General features: G+C 38.7%; 15 protein-coding genes and 4 tRNA genes. 2 read left to right on the forward strand and 17 right to left on the reverse strand.

The features are described 5' to 3' along the window. Positions 1-28: 28 nt before the first annotated feature. From fabV to ABWP91_RS05325, 16 genes are all read right to left on the reverse strand, one after another. Positions 29-1,228, reverse strand: coding sequence for an enoyl-ACP reductase FabV (gene fabV, locus ABWP91_RS05250; protein ID WP_353242366.1), 1,200 nt, complete (start codon positions 1,226-1,228; stop codon positions 29-31). A 104-nt stretch (positions 1,229-1,332) separates the two neighbouring features. Beyond that, positions 1,333-1,647, reverse strand: a complete 315-nt coding sequence (locus tag ABWP91_RS05255; protein ID WP_353242367.1) for a DUF1090 family protein — start codon at positions 1,645-1,647, stop codon at positions 1,333-1,335. A 138-nt stretch (positions 1,648-1,785) separates the two neighbouring features. Further along, a complete protein-coding gene (locus ABWP91_RS05260) occupies positions 1,786-2,373 on the reverse strand; it encodes a hypothetical protein (protein ID WP_353242368.1) in 588 nt (195 codons plus the stop codon). 117 nt (positions 2,374-2,490) lie between these two features. Beyond that, positions 2,491-2,649 carry an MbeCy gene (locus ABWP91_RS05265; protein ID WP_353242369.1) on the reverse strand — a complete coding sequence of 53 codons (159 nt, stop codon included), beginning with the start codon at positions 2,647-2,649 and terminating at the stop codon, positions 2,491-2,493. 207 nt (positions 2,650-2,856) lie between these two features. Beyond that, positions 2,857-2,943 (reverse strand) — tRNA-Leu (locus ABWP91_RS05270). A gap of 129 nt (positions 2,944-3,072) precedes the next feature. After that, positions 3,073-3,159, reverse strand: a tRNA-Leu gene (locus tag ABWP91_RS05275). A gap of 7 nt (positions 3,160-3,166) precedes the next feature. Next, positions 3,167-3,240, reverse strand: a tRNA-Cys gene (locus ABWP91_RS05280). A 23-nt stretch (positions 3,241-3,263) separates the two neighbouring features. After that, a tRNA-Gly gene (locus ABWP91_RS05285) sits at positions 3,264-3,339 on the reverse strand. A 164-nt stretch (positions 3,340-3,503) separates the two neighbouring features. Next, on the reverse strand, positions 3,504-4,052 hold the full coding sequence (gene pgsA, locus ABWP91_RS05290; RefSeq protein WP_353242370.1) for a CDP-diacylglycerol--glycerol-3-phosphate 3-phosphatidyltransferase: 549 nt from the start codon (positions 4,050-4,052) through the stop codon (positions 3,504-3,506). Positions 4,053-4,109: 57 nt separating this feature from the next. Further along, complete coding sequence (gene uvrC / locus ABWP91_RS05295) at positions 4,110-5,942, reverse strand: excinuclease ABC subunit UvrC (RefSeq protein ID WP_353242371.1); 1,833 nt, start codon at positions 5,940-5,942, stop codon at positions 4,110-4,112. Further along, entirely contained in the window at positions 5,909-6,595 is a 687-nt protein-coding gene (locus tag ABWP91_RS05300; RefSeq protein WP_353242372.1) for a LuxR C-terminal-related transcriptional regulator, read from the reverse strand. Before ABWP91_RS05300 ends, uvrC begins: the two co-directional genes overlap by 34 nt. Positions 6,596-6,781: 186 nt before the next feature. Then, positions 6,782-7,189 carry a phosphate-starvation-inducible protein PsiE gene (gene psiE, locus ABWP91_RS05305; protein WP_353242566.1) on the reverse strand — a complete coding sequence of 136 codons (408 nt, stop codon included), beginning with the start codon at positions 7,187-7,189 and terminating at the stop codon, positions 6,782-6,784. A gap of 202 nt (positions 7,190-7,391) precedes the next feature. Next, a complete protein-coding gene (locus ABWP91_RS05310; RefSeq protein ID WP_353242373.1) occupies positions 7,392-7,805 on the reverse strand; it encodes a GFA family protein in 414 nt (137 codons plus the stop codon). A 71-nt stretch (positions 7,806-7,876) separates the two neighbouring features. Beyond that, the gene (locus ABWP91_RS05315) at positions 7,877-8,155 is read right to left on the reverse strand and encodes a hypothetical protein (RefSeq protein ID WP_353242374.1); all 279 of its coding nucleotides are present in this window, start codon (positions 8,153-8,155) and stop codon (positions 7,877-7,879) included. Positions 8,156-8,345: 190 nt separating this feature from the next. Continuing rightward, entirely contained in the window at positions 8,346-9,824 is a 1,479-nt protein-coding gene (locus tag ABWP91_RS05320) for a DUF3999 family protein (protein WP_353242375.1), read from the reverse strand. Then, positions 9,821-12,715: a DUF2339 domain-containing protein gene (locus ABWP91_RS05325; RefSeq protein ID WP_353242376.1), complete on the reverse strand. Its 2,895-nt coding sequence runs from the start codon at positions 12,713-12,715 to the stop codon at positions 9,821-9,823. The genes ABWP91_RS05320 and ABWP91_RS05325 overlap by 4 nt, the downstream gene beginning before the upstream one ends. A 564-nt stretch (positions 12,716-13,279) precedes the next feature. Here ABWP91_RS05325 and ABWP91_RS05330 point away from each other — a divergent pair. Next, positions 13,280-14,203 carry an AEC family transporter gene (locus tag ABWP91_RS05330; RefSeq protein WP_353242377.1) on the forward strand — a complete coding sequence of 308 codons (924 nt, stop codon included), beginning with the start codon at positions 13,280-13,282 and terminating at the stop codon, positions 14,201-14,203. Positions 14,204-14,359: 156 nt separating this feature from the next. Beyond that, the gene (gene glpX, locus ABWP91_RS05335; protein ID WP_353242567.1) at positions 14,360-15,337 is read left to right on the forward strand and encodes a class II fructose-bisphosphatase; all 978 of its coding nucleotides are present in this window, start codon (positions 14,360-14,362) and stop codon (positions 15,335-15,337) included. A gap of 45 nt (positions 15,338-15,382) precedes the next feature. On the opposite strand, the gene dtpA is transcribed toward glpX, so the two are convergent. Further along, the gene (gene dtpA, locus ABWP91_RS05340) at positions 15,383-16,855 is read right to left on the reverse strand and encodes a dipeptide/tripeptide permease DtpA (protein WP_353242378.1); all 1,473 of its coding nucleotides are present in this window, start codon (positions 16,853-16,855) and stop codon (positions 15,383-15,385) included. Between the last annotated feature and the right edge of the window lie 846 nt (positions 16,856-17,701).

Raw genomic sequence — 17,701 nt, forward strand, 5'->3', positions numbered from 1 at the left:
ATGTATTACATGAATGAAATCTAGTTTATTAAACCAGTTCAATCACTTCAAAGTTAACTTCACCACTTAAATCTGCATCGTAATCGACACCATTCAAGCCAAAACCAAATAAACGCAAGAATTCAGCTTTATAACCTTGGTAATCGGTCAACTCATTGATGTTGTTATCGTTAAGTTGTTCCCAAATTTCGCGACACGTATTTTGGACATCATCGCGTAATTCCCAATCATCTAAACGCAGACGGTGTTTTTCATCGGTATCTGGTGCAGTACCGCTGAATAACTTAGTTGCGAATAAACGTTGAATTTGCTCGATGCAGCCTTCGTGAATGCCTTGCTCCTTCATGATTTTAAACACGATAGAGATATATAATGGCATAACAGGAATAGCAGAAGACGCTTGCGTAACCACTGATTTCAATACTGCAACATAGGCTGAACCGCCTTTCGCTTGCAGTCTTTGGTTAATTGCATGCGCTGCACGGTCTAAATCTTCTTTTGCTTTACCTAAAGTGCCGTGCCAGTAGATTGGCCACGTTAAATCGGTACCGATGTAGGAATAAGCTACTGATTGTGCGTTATCAGCCAAAACACCTGCTTCATCTAACGCATTCATCCACAGTTCCCAGTCCTGACCACCCATCACTTTAACAGTATCAGCGATTTCTTGTTCATTCGCAGGCTCAACAACCGCTTCGATCAATACGTCTTTGTTAGTATCTAACGCAACAGATTTGTACGGTTCGCCAATCGGTTTCAACGCTGAACGTACGAGCTCACCCGTTTCTGGCATTTTACGTACTGGTGATGCCAGTGAATAAACCACTAAATCGATTTGGCCCAAATCTTGTTTAATTAAATCAATGACTGTTTGACGGCACTCATCAGAGAAGGCATCACCGTTAATGCTTTTTGCATATAACCCTTCTTCTTTGGCAGCCTTGTCAAAACCAGCTGAATTATACCAACCAGCTGAGCCTGTTTTGCCCTCACTACCTGGCTTTTCAAAAAATACGCCGATAGTTGCCGCACCGCTGCCAAATGCAGCATTGATACGAGAAGCTAGACCGTAACCGGTGGATGCACCAATAACCAGAACCTTTTTAGGTCCATTTTTTAATTCGCCACGTGATTTAACATAGGCGATTTGCTCACGAACATTGGCTTCACAACCTGCTGGGTGAGCTGTAGTGCAGATAAAACCACGAATTTTAGGTTTGATAATCATAGTCATTCTTTCTTGGTAGCTAACAATCAGCGTCTAATATACCTGATATTCTCCATTTACTTAAGGCTGGAGAAAAATAAACATGGTGAACAGACCAGTTTTGTCTATTTTAAGTCCTTTAATGCTTCAATGACACGCCTTAACGAGTCCAATTCTCTTTCTAATTCACTCGTTTTTCCACGTGGATAGTTATCATAAATACGTGTTGCACCTGAACGGCTGTCATAACATTTATCTTCAATTTCATGAATTTTTTGCTTTATTTTGGCAATTTTGTGTCTATTTTCATGATGAGATAAATGACGCAGCTGTTTTTCTAACTTTATGATTTTCTTTTCGCAACTAGAATAGTGAGACCCTGCTTGTGACGATAATGGAATTATCGTTAATAGTAGTGCGAGTACCAACGTCTTTTTCATGTAATGTCTCAATGGCCATAAAAATAATGGTATCGAGTTCATCATCATTCTCTTATTTCATCTACGGGAATTTTCTTAGTTGAAGTTTAAGTATAACCAGATGAAAATTTTACGCATTTATAATCAAATTAAGTATTTTTACTCAATTTCGTTTTTCGTAATAATCTCTTGTGGTTTATTCGAAATTAAATTATGAATAGTCATGACAGAGTAAATTATATCTTTTTTGTCATGAATTTTTTTGAAATGTGAATTACTGACGATCCCCACCATGATTTGCATCCCATCTTGCTCGTATACCCGTTTGAATGGTGTCGTTTCATCATCAGATATTTTATCTAAGAAAAAAGAGTCGCGTTTATACCGTTCAATTGTTTTCTTTGGGATGCCATATTTTTCATACATTCTTTGATTAATTTCATCATACTCTGCCAAAATAACAGCCTGATCACGGCTATCTTTTCCTTGAGCAGAAATAAGCATCAACGTGTTTTCTTCTCGTGAAAACATCAATAAAAACATCCGCCCTTTGATAGTTGGCGTATTTGGTGTAGAGCACAGCGCACCGTTTTCTTGAAACTCAGTGCATTGTAGCCCAACTAAATTCAATCGTTTCAAATCAGCAAGTGTCTGCCCCCACGTAAAGCCGTAGGGAGCTTCCAGTTTGTTAGCATTACAACCCGCTAATACAAAAATAAAGAAGGTAATTAAAATTCCTTTTATCATTACTTAACACGTCCCAATTAAGTCATCTAATTGGATACTATCAAAAACGGCTGATTAATCAAAAAACAACATCGTTTTTATCGAATTAAATGACCTCACTGAATAACGTGTTTTGCTTCATGTATTAACTTTCCTTTTTTCTTGCTCTTTCGCCTCTGCCATTGCGATTTCTTTTAACCAATCCGCTAATAACGGTTTTGTTTTCACCGCATCTAATAAAGCACGCTCATGCTTTGTTAAACGAACAACCACAACTTCTGTTTTCATGTGTGACATAGCCAGTCTCTTTCTTAAAAATTGAATAATGACATAAATAACTGGCAGAACGGTCTGACTTACCGATTTTTACACGAGTTTCGTGTTAATTTACATAGAAAAAGCTTTATTAGAAATCAATCGTTTGAATGATAAGAGGGGAAGTGATGGATACAAAAAAACCACCTGAAGGTGGTTAATTGACAAACTTAACAATGTTAAGAGTGATGGTGCCCAGAGCGGGACTTGAACCCGCACAGCCTAAAGGCCGAGGGATTTTAAATCCCTTGTGTCTACCGATTTCACCACCTGGGCCAAATTGTATTTTCTCTTTCGAGAGGGATAAGTTAACTCACCCGTTAATCAATATACTGGAGTAGACGCTCGTATAAAGATCCTCTTAACTTAAAATAAAAGGAATCAAATGATTCTCTTACTTCAAGATGGTGCCCAGGGCGGGACTTGAACCCGCACAGCCTAAAGGCCGAGGGATTTTAAATCCCTTGTGTCTACCGATTTCACCACCTGGGCTAAATTATGGAGGCGCGTCCCGGAGTCGAACCGAGCTACACGGATTTGCAATCCGGTGCATAACCGCTTTGCTAACGCGCCTTATCCGAATTTCTTGCGAAATTTGGAGCGGGAAACGAGACTCGAACTCGCGACCCCGACCTTGGCAAGGTCGTGCTCTACCAACTGAGCTATTCCCGCGTTAAGCTTAACTTTCAGCTTATGCTATCAAACTGGCTGATTTACTTATTTATTTTCGTAAACCATGTTGCCGTTCGATGCGTTGCATTCTACTGATTTCACCTATCGAGTCAATACAATTATTGAAATAATTGGATCGTTCGCTGTTTTTTCAATCATTTCGATCACGCTTCGCTCAAATCGCCCCACGCAGCCTTTAAATATTGGAACATTGACCAAAATGTTAAGATGGCAGCAACATACATTAGGCCGATAGACAGGTTTTCAATTAACGGTGTTGGACGCCATAACAGCCCCACTAGCGACATCATTTGTGCCGTTGTTTTAAATTTACCAATCCAAGACACCGCAACGCTGCTACGCTTACCAATCTCCGCCATCCATTCACGCAATGAAGAAATAATAATCTCACGTGCAATCATGGTTGCGGCAGGTAATGTTACATACCAGACATCATAGCTTTCAGTGACTAAAACAAGCGCAGTTGCCACCATCACTTTGTCCGCGACAGGGTCTAAAAACGCCCCAAACTTTGTGGTTTGTTTCCAAAGCCGTGCTAAAAAACCGTCAAACCAATCGGTCACTGCGGCAACAACAAAGATCAATGCACAGGCGAATGGCCCCCAAGTGACAGGGAGATAAAATGCCAAAACAAAAAATGGTATCAGGATGACGCGAAATAATGTCAGCCACGTTGGTATGTTTAATTTCATCACGCTCACTAACTTTTTGACCAAGTTGGGTATTATGAATATGTTGCCCTAAGACACTTACTGTTTCAATGCATTATAAATCTTTTCTGCAAGCGCGTATGAGATCGAGGGCACTTTTGCGATTTCTTCTATGCTGGCATTACGCAATGGTTGCAAACCACCCATGTATTTTAATAACATTTGACGACGTTTAGGCCCAACGCCCTCAATCGACTCTAATGCACTGGTATTTTTCACTTTAGCTCTACGTTGGCGGTGGCCAGTGATCGCATGGTTATGGGATTCATCGCGAATATGTTGTATCACGTGCAATGCAGGTGAATCAGGTGGTAAAGCGAAACCTTCGCCTTCTGGCTTTAAGAAAAGCGTTTCAAGCCCCGCCTTACGGTCACTACCCTTTGCTACACCAATTAATAAAGGATGGTTTTTATCCCAGTCAACCTCAAGAGAATCAAAAACATCTCTTGCTTGCCCTAATTGCCCTTTACCGCCATCAATAAAGATAATATCGGGGACTTTTTCTTCATCAAGGTGCTTGCCATATCGACGAGTCAACACCTGATGCATAGCCGCATAATCATCACCGGGAGTAATACCTGAGATATTATAACGGCGATACTCTGATTTTACTGGCCCCGTTTTATCAAACACCACACAAGAAGCGACCGTTTGTTCCCCCATAGTATGAGAAATATCGAAGCACTCCATACGTGAAATGTTTTCTAGATGAACCACTTTCGATAACGCAGCCATACGTTGTTGCACTGTTGAGTTCTGCGCTATTTTAGTGGATAACGCAATCGAGGCATTCGTACGGGCTAATTTTAAATAGCGAGCTCTTGCGCCCCGAGGCTGGCTTTGAATATTAATTTTACGTCCCGCCAACTCAGATAATGACTGAGCGAGTAACTCTTTTTCTGTCAGGGCAAAATCAAGCAAAATTTCCCCTGGTAATGTACGATTTTCGCTGCCCTGTAAATAAAACTGCCCTAAAAAAGTTTGAACCACTTCATCAAGTTGGGTATCTGCTGGAATTTTAGGGAAATAACTGCGGCTACCAAGTACTTTACCTTGGCGGATAAATAGAACGTGTACACAAGCAAGGCCTGATTCAAAAGAAACGCCGATAACATCGAGATCGTCCCCCTCACCTGAAACATATTGCTCTTCGGTCACCGCGCGTACAGCTTGAATTTGATCACGAAAACGCGCCGCTTCTTCAAAACGTAGCTCTTGGCTAGCCTTCTCCATTCGTTCCACGAGGCCTGCTAACACTTGCTTATCTTTTCCTGTCAAAAATAACCGCACATACTCTACCTGCTGGTCATAATCTTCATCAGAAACCAAACCTTTAACGCAAGGCCCTAAGCAGCGCCCAATTTGATATTGTAAACAAGGCCTTGAGCGGTTTTTATAAACACTATCCTCACATTGACGAATAGGAAAGAGTTTCTGCATTAAGGTCAGCGTTTCACGTACAGCATAAGAACTTGGGAATGGCCCAAAATACTCACCTTTAGCATGTTTAGCCCCACGGTGCATCGAGATTCGTGGATGAGTTTCCTTACTTAAAAATAGGTATGGATAGGATTTATCATCACGTAACAACACGTTATAACGAGGCTGATATAACTTAATATAGTTATGTTCAAGTAATAATGCTTCGGTTTCAGTGTGTGTCACAGTAACATCAATAGACGCAATTTGCTTAACAAGCTGCTCAGTCTTTCGGCTACTGACATTTTCACGAAAGTAACTGGAAAGCCTTTTTTTCAAGTCTTTCGCTTTACCAACGTATATTACCGTTCCGCCCGCATCGTACATTCGATATACGCCAGGCTGGTTTGTCACTGTTTTTAAGAAAGCTTTTGATTCGAACTGTTCTGCCACTCGGATAAACCCTGTACTGTAATTAAACCATATCTAATGGCTATATGTGTTAATTCTACATCACTACAGATATTAAGTTTACCAAACATTCGATATCGATAAGTATTTACTGTTTTAGGGCTCAAGGATAGCGTCTGTGCAACCTGTTTAATCGGTACACCTTGGGTAATCATCAGCATTATTTCGAGTTCTCGCCCCGACAAGAGTTCATATAAATCTTGTTGATTATTATGACTAACCCGCTGCAACGCGAGGTCTTGTGCAATATCAGGGGAAATTATTCTCCTTTTTACATTGACCACCTTTATCGCTTCGATGAGATCGTCTTCTGTAATGTGAATACTCAATAAACCAAAAATACCAATATCTAATGCTTTGAGGAAAAAAGAATAATTGCTACGAACATTATAAATGATAATTCCCACATCAGGCTGCGTGCGCCGCAACGTTTGAATCGTTTTTAAGGAATCAAAGTGACAGTGGTCACTATTAATTAAAATAACACTGGCTCTTTGATGACGGTTCCAAACCACGGCTTGGTCAATAGAGGAAAATGAAGCTATCAATTTGCAGCGTGAATGACGACTAAATATAAACTCAAATCCATGCAGAGTAATATTATTACCATCAATAATTATTATATTTATTCCCATATTTATATTATTTATCAATCAATTAAACAAAAATGAAATGAGATTTTATATTGCACGAGGATGAGATACAACCTCTTTATCATTACATAAATGTTAGATAATTAATTTAACAATAATTAAAACCATCAAATAATAAAAGGGGATAAGCCCCCTTTTTATTATTGATTTGATGAATAATTATTTTTATTATTCGCGCTTTAATTTTTCTGTATTAGCTATGTAAAGAGCGACAACCAACACTAAAATCGCCCCTGCGTGCAATAATGTTGTCATTGGGTCACTGTGATCGACAATAATCAAACGGATGATTGCTGTAATTCCGATATAAATAAAATATCGTAATGGAAAATGATAACCTGACATAAAATATTTAATAATTAATGCAATAAACTCAAAGTATAGAAAATAAATAACAATACCTTCTAAGAGCTCATAAGCGGTTGCTCCTTTTGAGCTACCAAACATTAAAGATGCCATCGTAAAGGTTTCTTTTGCTAAAAAGAACACCAAAACAGCAGCTAAAGTAATTAAACCAAGATTCAGTATCCATTGTAGTACCCATGCAATATTACTTGCATGACGCATTCCTTTCATACTATTCATTTGTTATCCCTCAAAGAAATACAAAACATGATCACAATGACAGCCATTACGCTTTTTACTCATGTTATTCATTGCATATTGTCTTAATTGTAAATCAATTTTTAGTCGCTGGCATGACAAACAGAATGGAAATTTGCAGTTTTATTGTAAGGCAAGAAAACTTCCCACCTTACAATTCTATATTATTTCGTCATTATTTTGACGGTGTCCCCACCATTTTCAATATATCTTGCTCAGTCAACATCGCTGTTTGCTCAACAAAATTATAGTACTTTGGTTTGCTATCAATATAGATTTGCATAGCCAATTGCGCTTGTTTGCTGTCTTCAAACAGGGCCGCCGATACATAATACGTTGATGGGTTAATTAAGTGGTAAAAGAGATGCGTACCGCATTGTTTGCAAAAAACACGCTCTCCCCACTGTGAAGAAGCAAACGTTGTTATTGAATCTTGGCCTTCAATGCGTAAGTCACTACCGCAATCCACACTAAAACCTGGGCCGCCATTCCATTTTTGGCACATATTGCAATGACAAACACTTAGCTTATCAACTGCTTTACTTGTTGATACCTTAACTGCACCACATAAGCATTGACCTTTATGCATCTTATATTCCTTTGCTCTACCTATTAATGGATTCCTTACCTATTAGTGGCTATTTTCCTCAAAATTACAACTTACTTTTCTTTTTTATTCAGATTAAATTGGCGACCAGTAAAACGTCGATCATTTGTGGTGTCTTGCAATAAAATACTCTCAAGTTCTTTCGTTTCTCGCTCAGACTCAATATCCCCATCATCCTGTTGACGTTGATGTAGCTGCACATATTCGTGCGTAATCACACGAGGGGTAATCTCAGTTAATACTGTATTATCTGCGGCTTGAGCAAATAAAGTTGCCCCAGTAAATAACGCAATGCCGATAAATAAACGAGCGAATAAAGTATTCTTCATCATGTTCTCCTCTCACTAAACTATGTTTTAGCGCGAAAGGCTGTCAAAAAAAACACAAAGTACGTAATTGTTTTAATGATTCAGTAAAATCATGTCTATATTTGTCTGAATGAGCTATTTAGATATTTAAAAAATCAAAAAGAGAGCAATTAGCTCTCTTTTAATTCAGATTTATTCAAATAATAAAAAGGTTTTATAACTCACCTTTCTCATTTTTGTTCCCAGAATTCACTTCCTTAAGCAAATACCAACAAAAATAGAGCAAAACGACAATTCCGATAAACAATAAAGCCCATAATGCAATTGTTAGCCAATTTGAACCTTCATCAACAGGGTTGGTCGCAGTCAGCCTCTCAACACCCCCTAACGGCACAATTTCAGCGTCGGGATAAGCTACGGGATAACTCGACATTAACTCTGCAACTGTATAGGTTTTCCCAATTAATTGGTTATACGTTAAATTTTCCTGTGCCGCCTGCTTATTTCCCCACACTAATAGGTAAGGGGCAGCCCCTTGCACGTTAAATATCAAATTGAGTGCATCTCGTTTACCCACAATACGGGGAGGTTGATCTTCCCAACTTCCTTTTAATGCAGAAATTCTTAATGTACGGATCATTTCACCGTTTAAAATAACGTTTGCATTACTGACCGTTTCACCATCTGTATACTGGTTATATGCCACAATATTTGTTAATGGCGACCAACTTTCCCCTCTATCTGACGAATATTCCACTTTTAGAGGAATAACACGATTAGATTGTTGTAATTGTATTTGTAACTCATCTAAAGGCTGCATAGCAGGTAACTGGTAAATAACATGTTCCCGTGAAACACCATCATTGGTCATTTCAAAATGGAATGACTCTTGGCGGCGCGTTGCTTTTAGCACATCCACATCTGCATTTACCTTTAGTAAGTCGGGAGTAACAACATCAGGCGCGCTAGCAATAACGGCCAAAAGGTAAGGCGCTTTCAAAGCTTGCTCATTGCCATTTAATAACTCAATTTGATTACTTGCAACAGCTTGGTCATTCAATGTTAAATTCATGATGGGTTGATTTGTTGCTACATTGACCCAGTCTTCTTTATTATTGCTAGTAAAAATAAACACTTTTGCTTGCCAATCTTTTCCATGTTTGGCCCAATCCAGTGTTAAATTTTTAATTGCCGCATTTTTGTCTTGGCTCTCATTTCGAGCCAATAAATAGGCTCGATAAGATGCTTTATCTTTTACCTGTGTATTAGGCAACTCAAGGCGGTTTACTTTACCTGGTATAGATTCCACAAGAAGATATTGCCTATCTCGGCGCATATCTTCATCAGTATTCACATTATCAAGGCGTGCAACTAAATGTTGAGGCGTCAATGAGACGTTAGCCTTAGAAATAGATTTTTCAGCATCATAGAAAAGTGCTGAAGGAACTTCATCTCCAGTTCCATTAAAGACGCGAATATCTTGTAATGTATTTGGATAGGCAGAATTAAAGTAAGCATTCGCAGGTAGCTCAAGCCAATAAAAAGGCTCGTTTGTGTCTGAAATATCAATTTCAGCTCCCTGATAAAAACTATAAGGCGAATTATCTTTAACATCCTCACCATATACATGACTCGAAAATAATAAAGATAATGAAAAGACAGCAAGTAGCCCTCTGTATTTACGTAGACTCATGATTGCGTTTCCTGTTCGGCTTTCCCTTTTGATTCTTTTGGCGGCAAAGGAGAAAAATACCCCACAATTAATATAACTAATGCCACACCAATAAATGAAACAGCACGGGTGATTCCGCCTTGTCCGTTAATATCAATTAAGAATAATTTTGCAATGACGCAAGCAAAAATACCTGCGCCGAAGAACCACCAAATTCGATTTTTCTTGATTGCCGAAATCACTGCACACACTAATGCTGCAAGAGCCCAGCTGATTGACAGGACAGTTTGTACTAATCGCGAATCAAACAATGTTTCATAATGCCAATTAAGCCCTGCAAAGTCAGCAGTTGCTCGAATGAGTATGCCATTAAACCAAAGGCCTGCGAGCATGATAATTGCCACCAGTAACATTCGAATAATCCAGAAATCTACCTCTGTCACTTTACGCAATTTTTGTATAAAGCCTTTACGCAATAAAATAATTGCAGCAATGCTAAACAACCCAGCTTCATCTAATGGATTTATCAGCGGAATATAATTCCAGAACGTTAATTTACCATCTTCTAGATTTGCATATCCCGATAAAACCACTAACCCAACAATAACAGGAAGTAGGCTATACCAATAAATAAGCCCATTACGTTTCATTGGTGGCATTCTATTTTGCTGTAACCAGTACAAGACTAAAATCGTTAATGTTATCGCCATGACATAAATAAAATAGCCCATTTCATGTTGCATTCCCCATGGAAGAATAGAAACAAACCAATTTACTTGTGTTGCAATAAAGGCAAGGATTAACCATAAATTCGCGCCATGTAATACTCTTTGCATCCATGGGTTGCGAAGCTTATAAGCGTGGATCACAAATAATATGGAGCTGCCTAATACGACTGGCCAAATTAAGGAACCTTCACCTCGCCCCATCGGGTTTCCATCATTTAAGAAATCAATGCCGAGATAGTAATAGCCCGCAATCCATAAGAAAGATTGGCAAATAAGTAAAGGAACCCAATTAATACGGATTGCAAATAGCCGCCAGAACCATACCGATATCACAACTAAGACCAGCATAATAAAGGCTTCGGACTCGCGGCTCCACGAAAGGATATTGGTAAACATTGGCAGCCAGCAATACCATGCCACTATTCCCATAACTAAAAAACCATAACTAAATAACGAATAATTACTATCTTCATTGCGGCGTATATGGAATAAACCACCCGCACCAAAGCAAGCGACAAGTAATACTGGGACCATATAAGTGCTACTACGGCTCCAATATAAGAATGGGTAGTCACTTAATAAGGTAATAACACTCACTAGAATAAGCAACGAACCTACAGCGGCTAATTTCTTTTGGTTTTGCTGTAAACCAAACCACAGAAGCAGTAATCCTTCTAATGACCAGACAATAGAAGTCCACTCAAATGTCAGCGCTAATGGTATGGCAAGTGTTACAAACCCAGCTCCAATAATAATATTGCCAAGTGCCATGTTTTTACCAATTCCTTTATAACGCTTATGAATCTGTAGCCCAGCCACGAGGTACAACAAACCAATTAACAACGAGATAAATGCAGGTAATAACCCTACTCCTTCAGCAATAAAGAATTGCAGCGCAATGCTAATAAAAGGAGGCGCAAATAATAATGTATTATCAACAAGGAGTTGTTTCGTATGTTCAAAACGTAATGAAAAGAGCTGTGTTAGCGCATTAAAAATGATCAGATTCGCAATAATAAATAATTGGCAAGATAGATAATAGTCAGATTGATAATTATCCAGCCCCCACAAAACCGCTACTCCGTAAGTCATGACCATGCCAACTAGATTCAATGGTCTCCATGCTTGCCACACACTAATAATTAAAATACCTGTTGATAACATCAAGTAGTATGAGAAAAGCACAACGTGGCTGCCACCACCAGTGGATAGTAATATAGGTGCTAAATAACCGCCTAATGATGCAAGAATAGCTAAACTGATGGTACGCTGTAATAACGCGAGTGCGATACTAGCTGAACAAATAAGCAGCATAAACGCAAATGCCATTCCATACGGCAACATGGTATATAACTTAAAGGCGGCAAAAATAGTGATATATAAACAGCCTATTCCCCCGCCCTGTAAAATTAAACCAAACAGCGCTTTTTTATTACGTAACCACCAGCCCACACCTAATAGAACTAGACACCCTACCGCACTAAATACGAGTCGCATTTGCACAGAAATAATTTCGTTTTGTACGCTGTAGTTCAATAAATAAGCAACACCAAGGAATAATAGTAAAACCCCAATTTTAGCAACGGGATTTCCTTTTAATAACCAAGTAAAGAAGTGGCCAAATATTGATTTATCATTACTTGGCGTATATTGATTAGTAGCCCAATCTTGTGCATTTTTTGTTGTATTTTCGTTAGCGCTATTAAACCGATTTGGATTTACTTTGGATGACGAATTTCTGTTAAACCGGTTTGGATCAACATCAAGATTATTTGAAGTTGTTACCGGCGGTAGCGCCGTGATAGGGGTATCTTTCACCCGCTCAATATTATCCACAGATTCTGCTTGTTGGTAAACGACTAAGTTTTCAGCGGCTATCTCTTGTTTGCTTTCTATTGAAAGCGCTGAATTTTGCGGTATTGGTTGCTCAACATCATCATCTAGTTGCTCTGTGATGTGTTGTTTAATATCTTGATGCGTTTGTTCTGCAATTGGGAATTCTGATGAGATACTCTGCGATTGTTTAAACTGTGCAATCTGTGTCTCTAGTGAGTAAACTTTCTGATTTAACTCAGAAATTTGATATTGCATTCTCCCAGTACGATTCAGCGCAACTATCGCTAAAATCGGAGCGAGTATAACAAGAATGACTAATATGAACCCTACTAGTATCCAAGTATCCACAAATAGGTTTCCTCATAATAAAATTCACAGTTTTAGAGATGGCAAAATTGCATTTTGTGATTATGGCTAGTGTAGATATCATTGATTCTCTTGCCAACCAAATGTAATAAACTGTTACAAAATACTTCATTAAATTGGCTTTAGTTGAGCCTAAAAGCACACTTATCAAAAAATGATAACCCATTATTAATACGCGGTTTAAAAGCCAATGTAACTAAGAAAACCCTTAATCATCATTTGGTGATATTCAAAATACGCCGTATATTAAATTGTACTTTTACTTTTCAATAGTCCATTTAAGATAATTACTTTCATAATTTTAAAAATATAAATTTAAATAGTGTTTTTTTAATTATTTATGATATGTATATACACATATCCATCAATAATATCCAAACCAATTCAGAAAGTTACTATCATGTAATGATAATAAACTTAATTTTTAATCGTTATTTTGTGTTAGTTAATAAATGCGCTCCCAATAGTTCCTGAAGGTAAAGACGAATTATTAATATCTTTGTACATTTTGTCGAAATAAGAAGAATAGTATAAGGAGAATTCTTCATGCTACTCCATATCATCCTCGCTGCACTTGGCCCAATCGTTCTTGGTTTAGCTGTTGGTTGGCTATCTGGGAAATATGGTTTTATTAAAAGAGAATATTCACAGGCATTTGCAGACTTTGTTGTCAAAATTGCCTTACCATTCGCATTATTTCTTGCGGCGGCGCAAGCTCCGCCATCGGTATTGCTGAATGTCGACTACCTATTAGCATTAGCAGTCGGGTTAATTGTCTCTTACGTTATTGGGTTTATTTTTGGTAAATTCGTTTTCCGTCACAATAAAAAAGATGCAGCTATGCAGGCACTGTCTGTCTCTTTCCCTGATATGGCTTACTGTGGGCCACCTGTTTTATTGGCAACTGTCGGGTCATCTGGGTTGATTGCGATGGTATTAGGTAACCTTATTTATACTGTGATCATTATTCCATTTACTTTATTGATGATCAGCGGCTCTCAACAAGGTCATAGTGTTTTAAAATCGATAGGTAAAGCTGTTGCTCAACCTTTAGTATTTTTGCCCATTCTCGGTGCATTACTGGCTATTTTTGGCGTGAAACTACCTGAGATATTACAAAACTCTGTCAATGAATTAGGAAAAACTGCGGGTGGTGTTGCCCTCTTTTTCCTCGGTTTGTTACTTTCAGGTATTAAACTAACTATTAGCAAAGAAATTATCTTTAACGTCTTTATTAAGAACTTTGTCCAAGCCGCCTTAATATTAGGGACAGGCCTTGCGTTAGGTTTACAAGATGACCTACTAAAAGCCGCCTTTATTATTGGTGTATTACCGACAGCAACGGCAGTCCCTGCTTTAGCCATTAGTAACCAAGCTTATACAGAAACATCCGCAGGAACCGTGTTACTGAGTACCCTCGCGGCGCTGATTTCTATTATTGGTGGTATTACCATTGTAGAAATGCTCTAACCCCCTAATTAGAGCAGGTCAACTTTGACCTGCTCTCTCTTTCATTTTTCCTCGCTGGTTTTATCACCAATTATTTGCCAGATAGATCACAAAAAACGTATCATAGTGCTAAATATTTTTTCTTTTAAGCATCTGGGATATTAATAAATAATGAAAATCAGTGATGAGTTAGCCTCTGCTATTGCTTCCGTCACCGAAGTTGCTGCCATTGCAGCCTTCGATTGGGTTGGTAAACAAGATAAAAATGCTGCTGATAAAGCCGCCGTCGAAGCCATGAGAAATCGTCTTAATGAAATTGATTTTCATGGAAAAATTGTGATTGGTGAAGGGGAGATCGACGAAGCCCCTATGCTTTATATTGGCGAGCAAGTCGGTACACAATCAGGTAATCAAGGGCTTGATATTGCCGTTGACCCAATAGATGGTACCCGTATGGTGGCGTGTAATGAGCAAAATGCCATCGCAGTGCTTGCGGCAGCACCGACGGGTTCATTACTTCAAGCACCTGATATGTATATGGAAAAAATCGTTGTTGGAGCAGCTGCAAAAGGTGCCGTTCATTTAAGCCATCCTATCGAAAAAAACCTTGAGCTTCTTTCTTCGGCATTGAATAAACCGATTTCACACCTTTCTATCGCAATTTTAGACAAACCGCGTCATGAACACATCATCAAAACTATCCGTAATTTTGGTGCTAATGTAATTACCATTCCTGATGGTGATGTATTAGCATCATTACTGACAATACTGCCAGAACATCCAATTGATATGATGTATGGTACTGGTGGCGCGCCAGAAGGCATCATCAGTGCAGCTATCGCCCGTGCTTTAGGTGGCGATATGCAAGCGAGATTGATCCCCCGTGACAAGGCTAAAGGTGATAGTGAAGAAAATAGACTGCTTGCCGCACAAGAAGCTATACGTTGCCAACAAATGGGCATTGAAATTGGTGAGGTTTTATCTTTAGAACAAATGGTCAATACCGATGATGTAATTTTTGCTGCTACCGCAATTACGCCGACCGTTTTAATGGGGGGAGTTTCAACAGATGCCTATAGCCGTATTTCGAACACGCTTCTCGTTAGTGGTCGCTCCCGTTCGTTAAAGATAATCAATAACCGCTATTTTAATTAATTTTCCATATACATTAAAAAGGGCCTTCCGGCCCTTTTTAAATAATTACTCAGCACGGTCCAGCGTCATACGATTTAACATTGGTGCGGTTAACACCATAATAATCGCAATCGCGCCAGTCACTAAGCCTATCTTCAAGAATACATCACTGTATACAGCTAATGATTCGACTTTACTGGTTAATTCGCCTTCTGGTGCTGCTGCCATCGAGGCAACATACCCTGCAATAAAGGCAGCCGCAGAGTTCGTTAAGAACCATGCCCCCATAATAAAGCCCATTAAACGTTGTGGTACTAATTGTGCAACCATCGCTAAGCCCAGACCGGAAATCATCAGCTCACCAATACTTTGGAAGCCATAACAAATTACCAGCCATTCAACAGAAACAATACCCGCTTCGTTAGCAAACTTTGCACCTAATGGCAGCACTAAGAATGCCGCAGAACACAGAACCATACCAATCGCAAATTTATGCGGCATCGGTAAGTTGTCACCCATTTTGTTGTACAGTGCTGCTAAAATTGGGCTACCAATCATGATCCACAATGGGTTTAATGCTTGATACTGTGCAGGTTCGATAGAGAAGCCGAAAACTTCATGTTCGACGTTGTGTAATGCAAAGAAGTTTAATGAGGTTGGCATCTGGCTGTATAAAACGAAGAAAACAATCGCTTCTAACATCAGAATTAATGCAACAAACATACGGCGACGTGCTGTGCCTTTTAATGCAAGTGTTTCTTTAATAAAGATAACTAAAATACCTAAAGAAATAATTGCTAAAGCCGTACGTGCAACGCCTAAGTTATGCAATAACCATGTTGAAATAGCGATTAATGCCACAACACCAATCACGGTTGCCACTAGGCGGGAGATCACCACAGGGGCAAAGTCAGGTTTCGAGCCATGTTGGGAAACCCATTTTTTACACATGTAGAAGTTAATCAGTGTAATGATAAGGCCAACTACGCTCAAGGAGAACGCAACGTCCCAGCCATAATGTTTTGCCAACCAAGGGGTTGCAATCATAGAGAAGAATGAACCGATGTTAACGGACATGTAATACATGGTAAATGCGCCGTCTAAACGCGGGTCATCTTTTTCATAACAGGTTGATAATAAAGAAGACGGATTGGCTTTAAATAAACCGTTACCCACCGCAATCGTCGCTAAACCAACATAGACCATCGACACATCATGCCCTGAGAAAGCGACAAATGCATAACCGGCTATTAAGGTCAGTGTTCCTAAGACGATAACGCGTTTTGTCCCTAAGATTTTATCCCCTAACCAACCACCTACTGCAACAAAGCCATAAACTAATGCCGCAAATGCAGAGAATAAGGTGATGGATTCGGTTTCTGACATGCCGAGAACTTGGCTAAGGTATATAGGTAAAATACCTTGTAAACCGTAGTAGCCAAAACGTTCCCAGAGTTCGATAGAAAAGATGAGATAGAACGAGCGAGGTTGCTTAAACGCGTTAAGACTGACTTCCTCTTTATTATTTGTTGTGGACACAAGTTACCTCTAGTACAACCTGTACATATGCAAAAAAACCACGGAACGCTCACTGCGCTCTCGCATTGTTATGATCTCAAGAATTAACGTTGGAAAGACTCACTACAGACTGGACGAGCATCATTCCCTGACCTCAAAACAAACAAAAAACGTGTGTAGAATTGTTTTTAGATCTCAAACATAAAATTCAATGAGTTAAAGCACATTTGATTATTTATTCAACTAAGACAAGCAGATAACCCGCCAAGAACGCAACAATCAATTAAGCCATATACGTTATTTATGCACCAAAATTAAAGAATTAGCTAGTATTAATTACCATATGAATCAGATTTTATCGTGATTTACTTCAATTTTTTACAAAATCACAATATTATTATCGACCACTAATTAATCAGTTGTTTCTCTATTGTTAAGGATATTATTCCATATTTAAATTATATCCATGGGATATGTCACACCCTCTTCACCCTGTATCCTCCCGTTAACTTGGACATAATCTCGGTAGGGAGACGGCATTTTATGAATTGAAGAACGGTTATATCTGTGTGAAAGGATGTCGTTCAGGAATTTTAGACAAAAAAAAGCCCAGTAAATAAACTGGGCATAATACATTCTACTCAAGGATCTTTTTGCTAAATTCAAACTATCACTACATAGATGCATTATTACATTACTTCGTGTAAAGAAATGAATGATGAGGGTAAATATATGAATGTTTACGCAAGTAAACAGTAATATAGATACTACTAAGACTCGTTAAACTCAAAAAAAGTTCATCTTTTTTTATTTTTTTGCATCTTTTTTTATTCTATTTTTGATAGCAATAATTAACCATTTGATTTA

This window comes from Providencia sp., assembly GCF_040396775.1.
Taxonomy (GTDB): Bacteria; Pseudomonadota; Gammaproteobacteria; order Enterobacterales; family Enterobacteriaceae; genus Providencia.

Bases quoted from the DNA above. Each gene is read 5' to 3' on its own strand.
- fabV (WP_353242366.1), bottom strand. From the start codon at position 1,228: ATGATTATCAAACCTAAAATTCGTGGTTTTATCTGCACTACAGCTCAC.
- ABWP91_RS05255 (WP_353242367.1), bottom strand. From the start codon at position 1,647: ATGAAAAAGACGTTGGTACTCGCACTACTATTAACGATAATTCCATTA.
- ABWP91_RS05260 (WP_353242368.1), bottom strand. From the start codon at position 2,373: ATGATAAAAGGAATTTTAATTACCTTCTTTATTTTTGTATTAGCGGGT.
- ABWP91_RS05265 (WP_353242369.1), bottom strand. From the start codon at position 2,649: ATGTCACACATGAAAACAGAAGTTGTGGTTGTTCGTTTAACAAAGCAT.
- pgsA (WP_353242370.1), bottom strand. From the start codon at position 4,052: ATGAAATTAAACATACCAACGTGGCTGACATTATTTCGCGTCATCCTG.
- ABWP91_RS05300 (WP_353242372.1), bottom strand. From the start codon at position 6,595: ATGGGAATAAATATAATAATTATTGATGGTAATAATATTACTCTGCAT.
- psiE (WP_353242566.1), bottom strand. From the start codon at position 7,189: ATGAAAGGAATGCGTCATGCAAGTAATATTGCATGGGTACTACAATGG.
- ABWP91_RS05310 (WP_353242373.1), bottom strand. From the start codon at position 7,805: ATGCATAAAGGTCAATGCTTATGTGGTGCAGTTAAGGTATCAACAAGT.
- ABWP91_RS05315 (WP_353242374.1), bottom strand. From the start codon at position 8,155: ATGATGAAGAATACTTTATTCGCTCGTTTATTTATCGGCATTGCGTTA.
- ABWP91_RS05320 (WP_353242375.1), bottom strand. From the start codon at position 9,824: ATGAGTCTACGTAAATACAGAGGGCTACTTGCTGTCTTTTCATTATCT.
- ABWP91_RS05330 (WP_353242377.1), top strand. From the start codon at position 13,280: ATGCTACTCCATATCATCCTCGCTGCACTTGGCCCAATCGTTCTTGGT.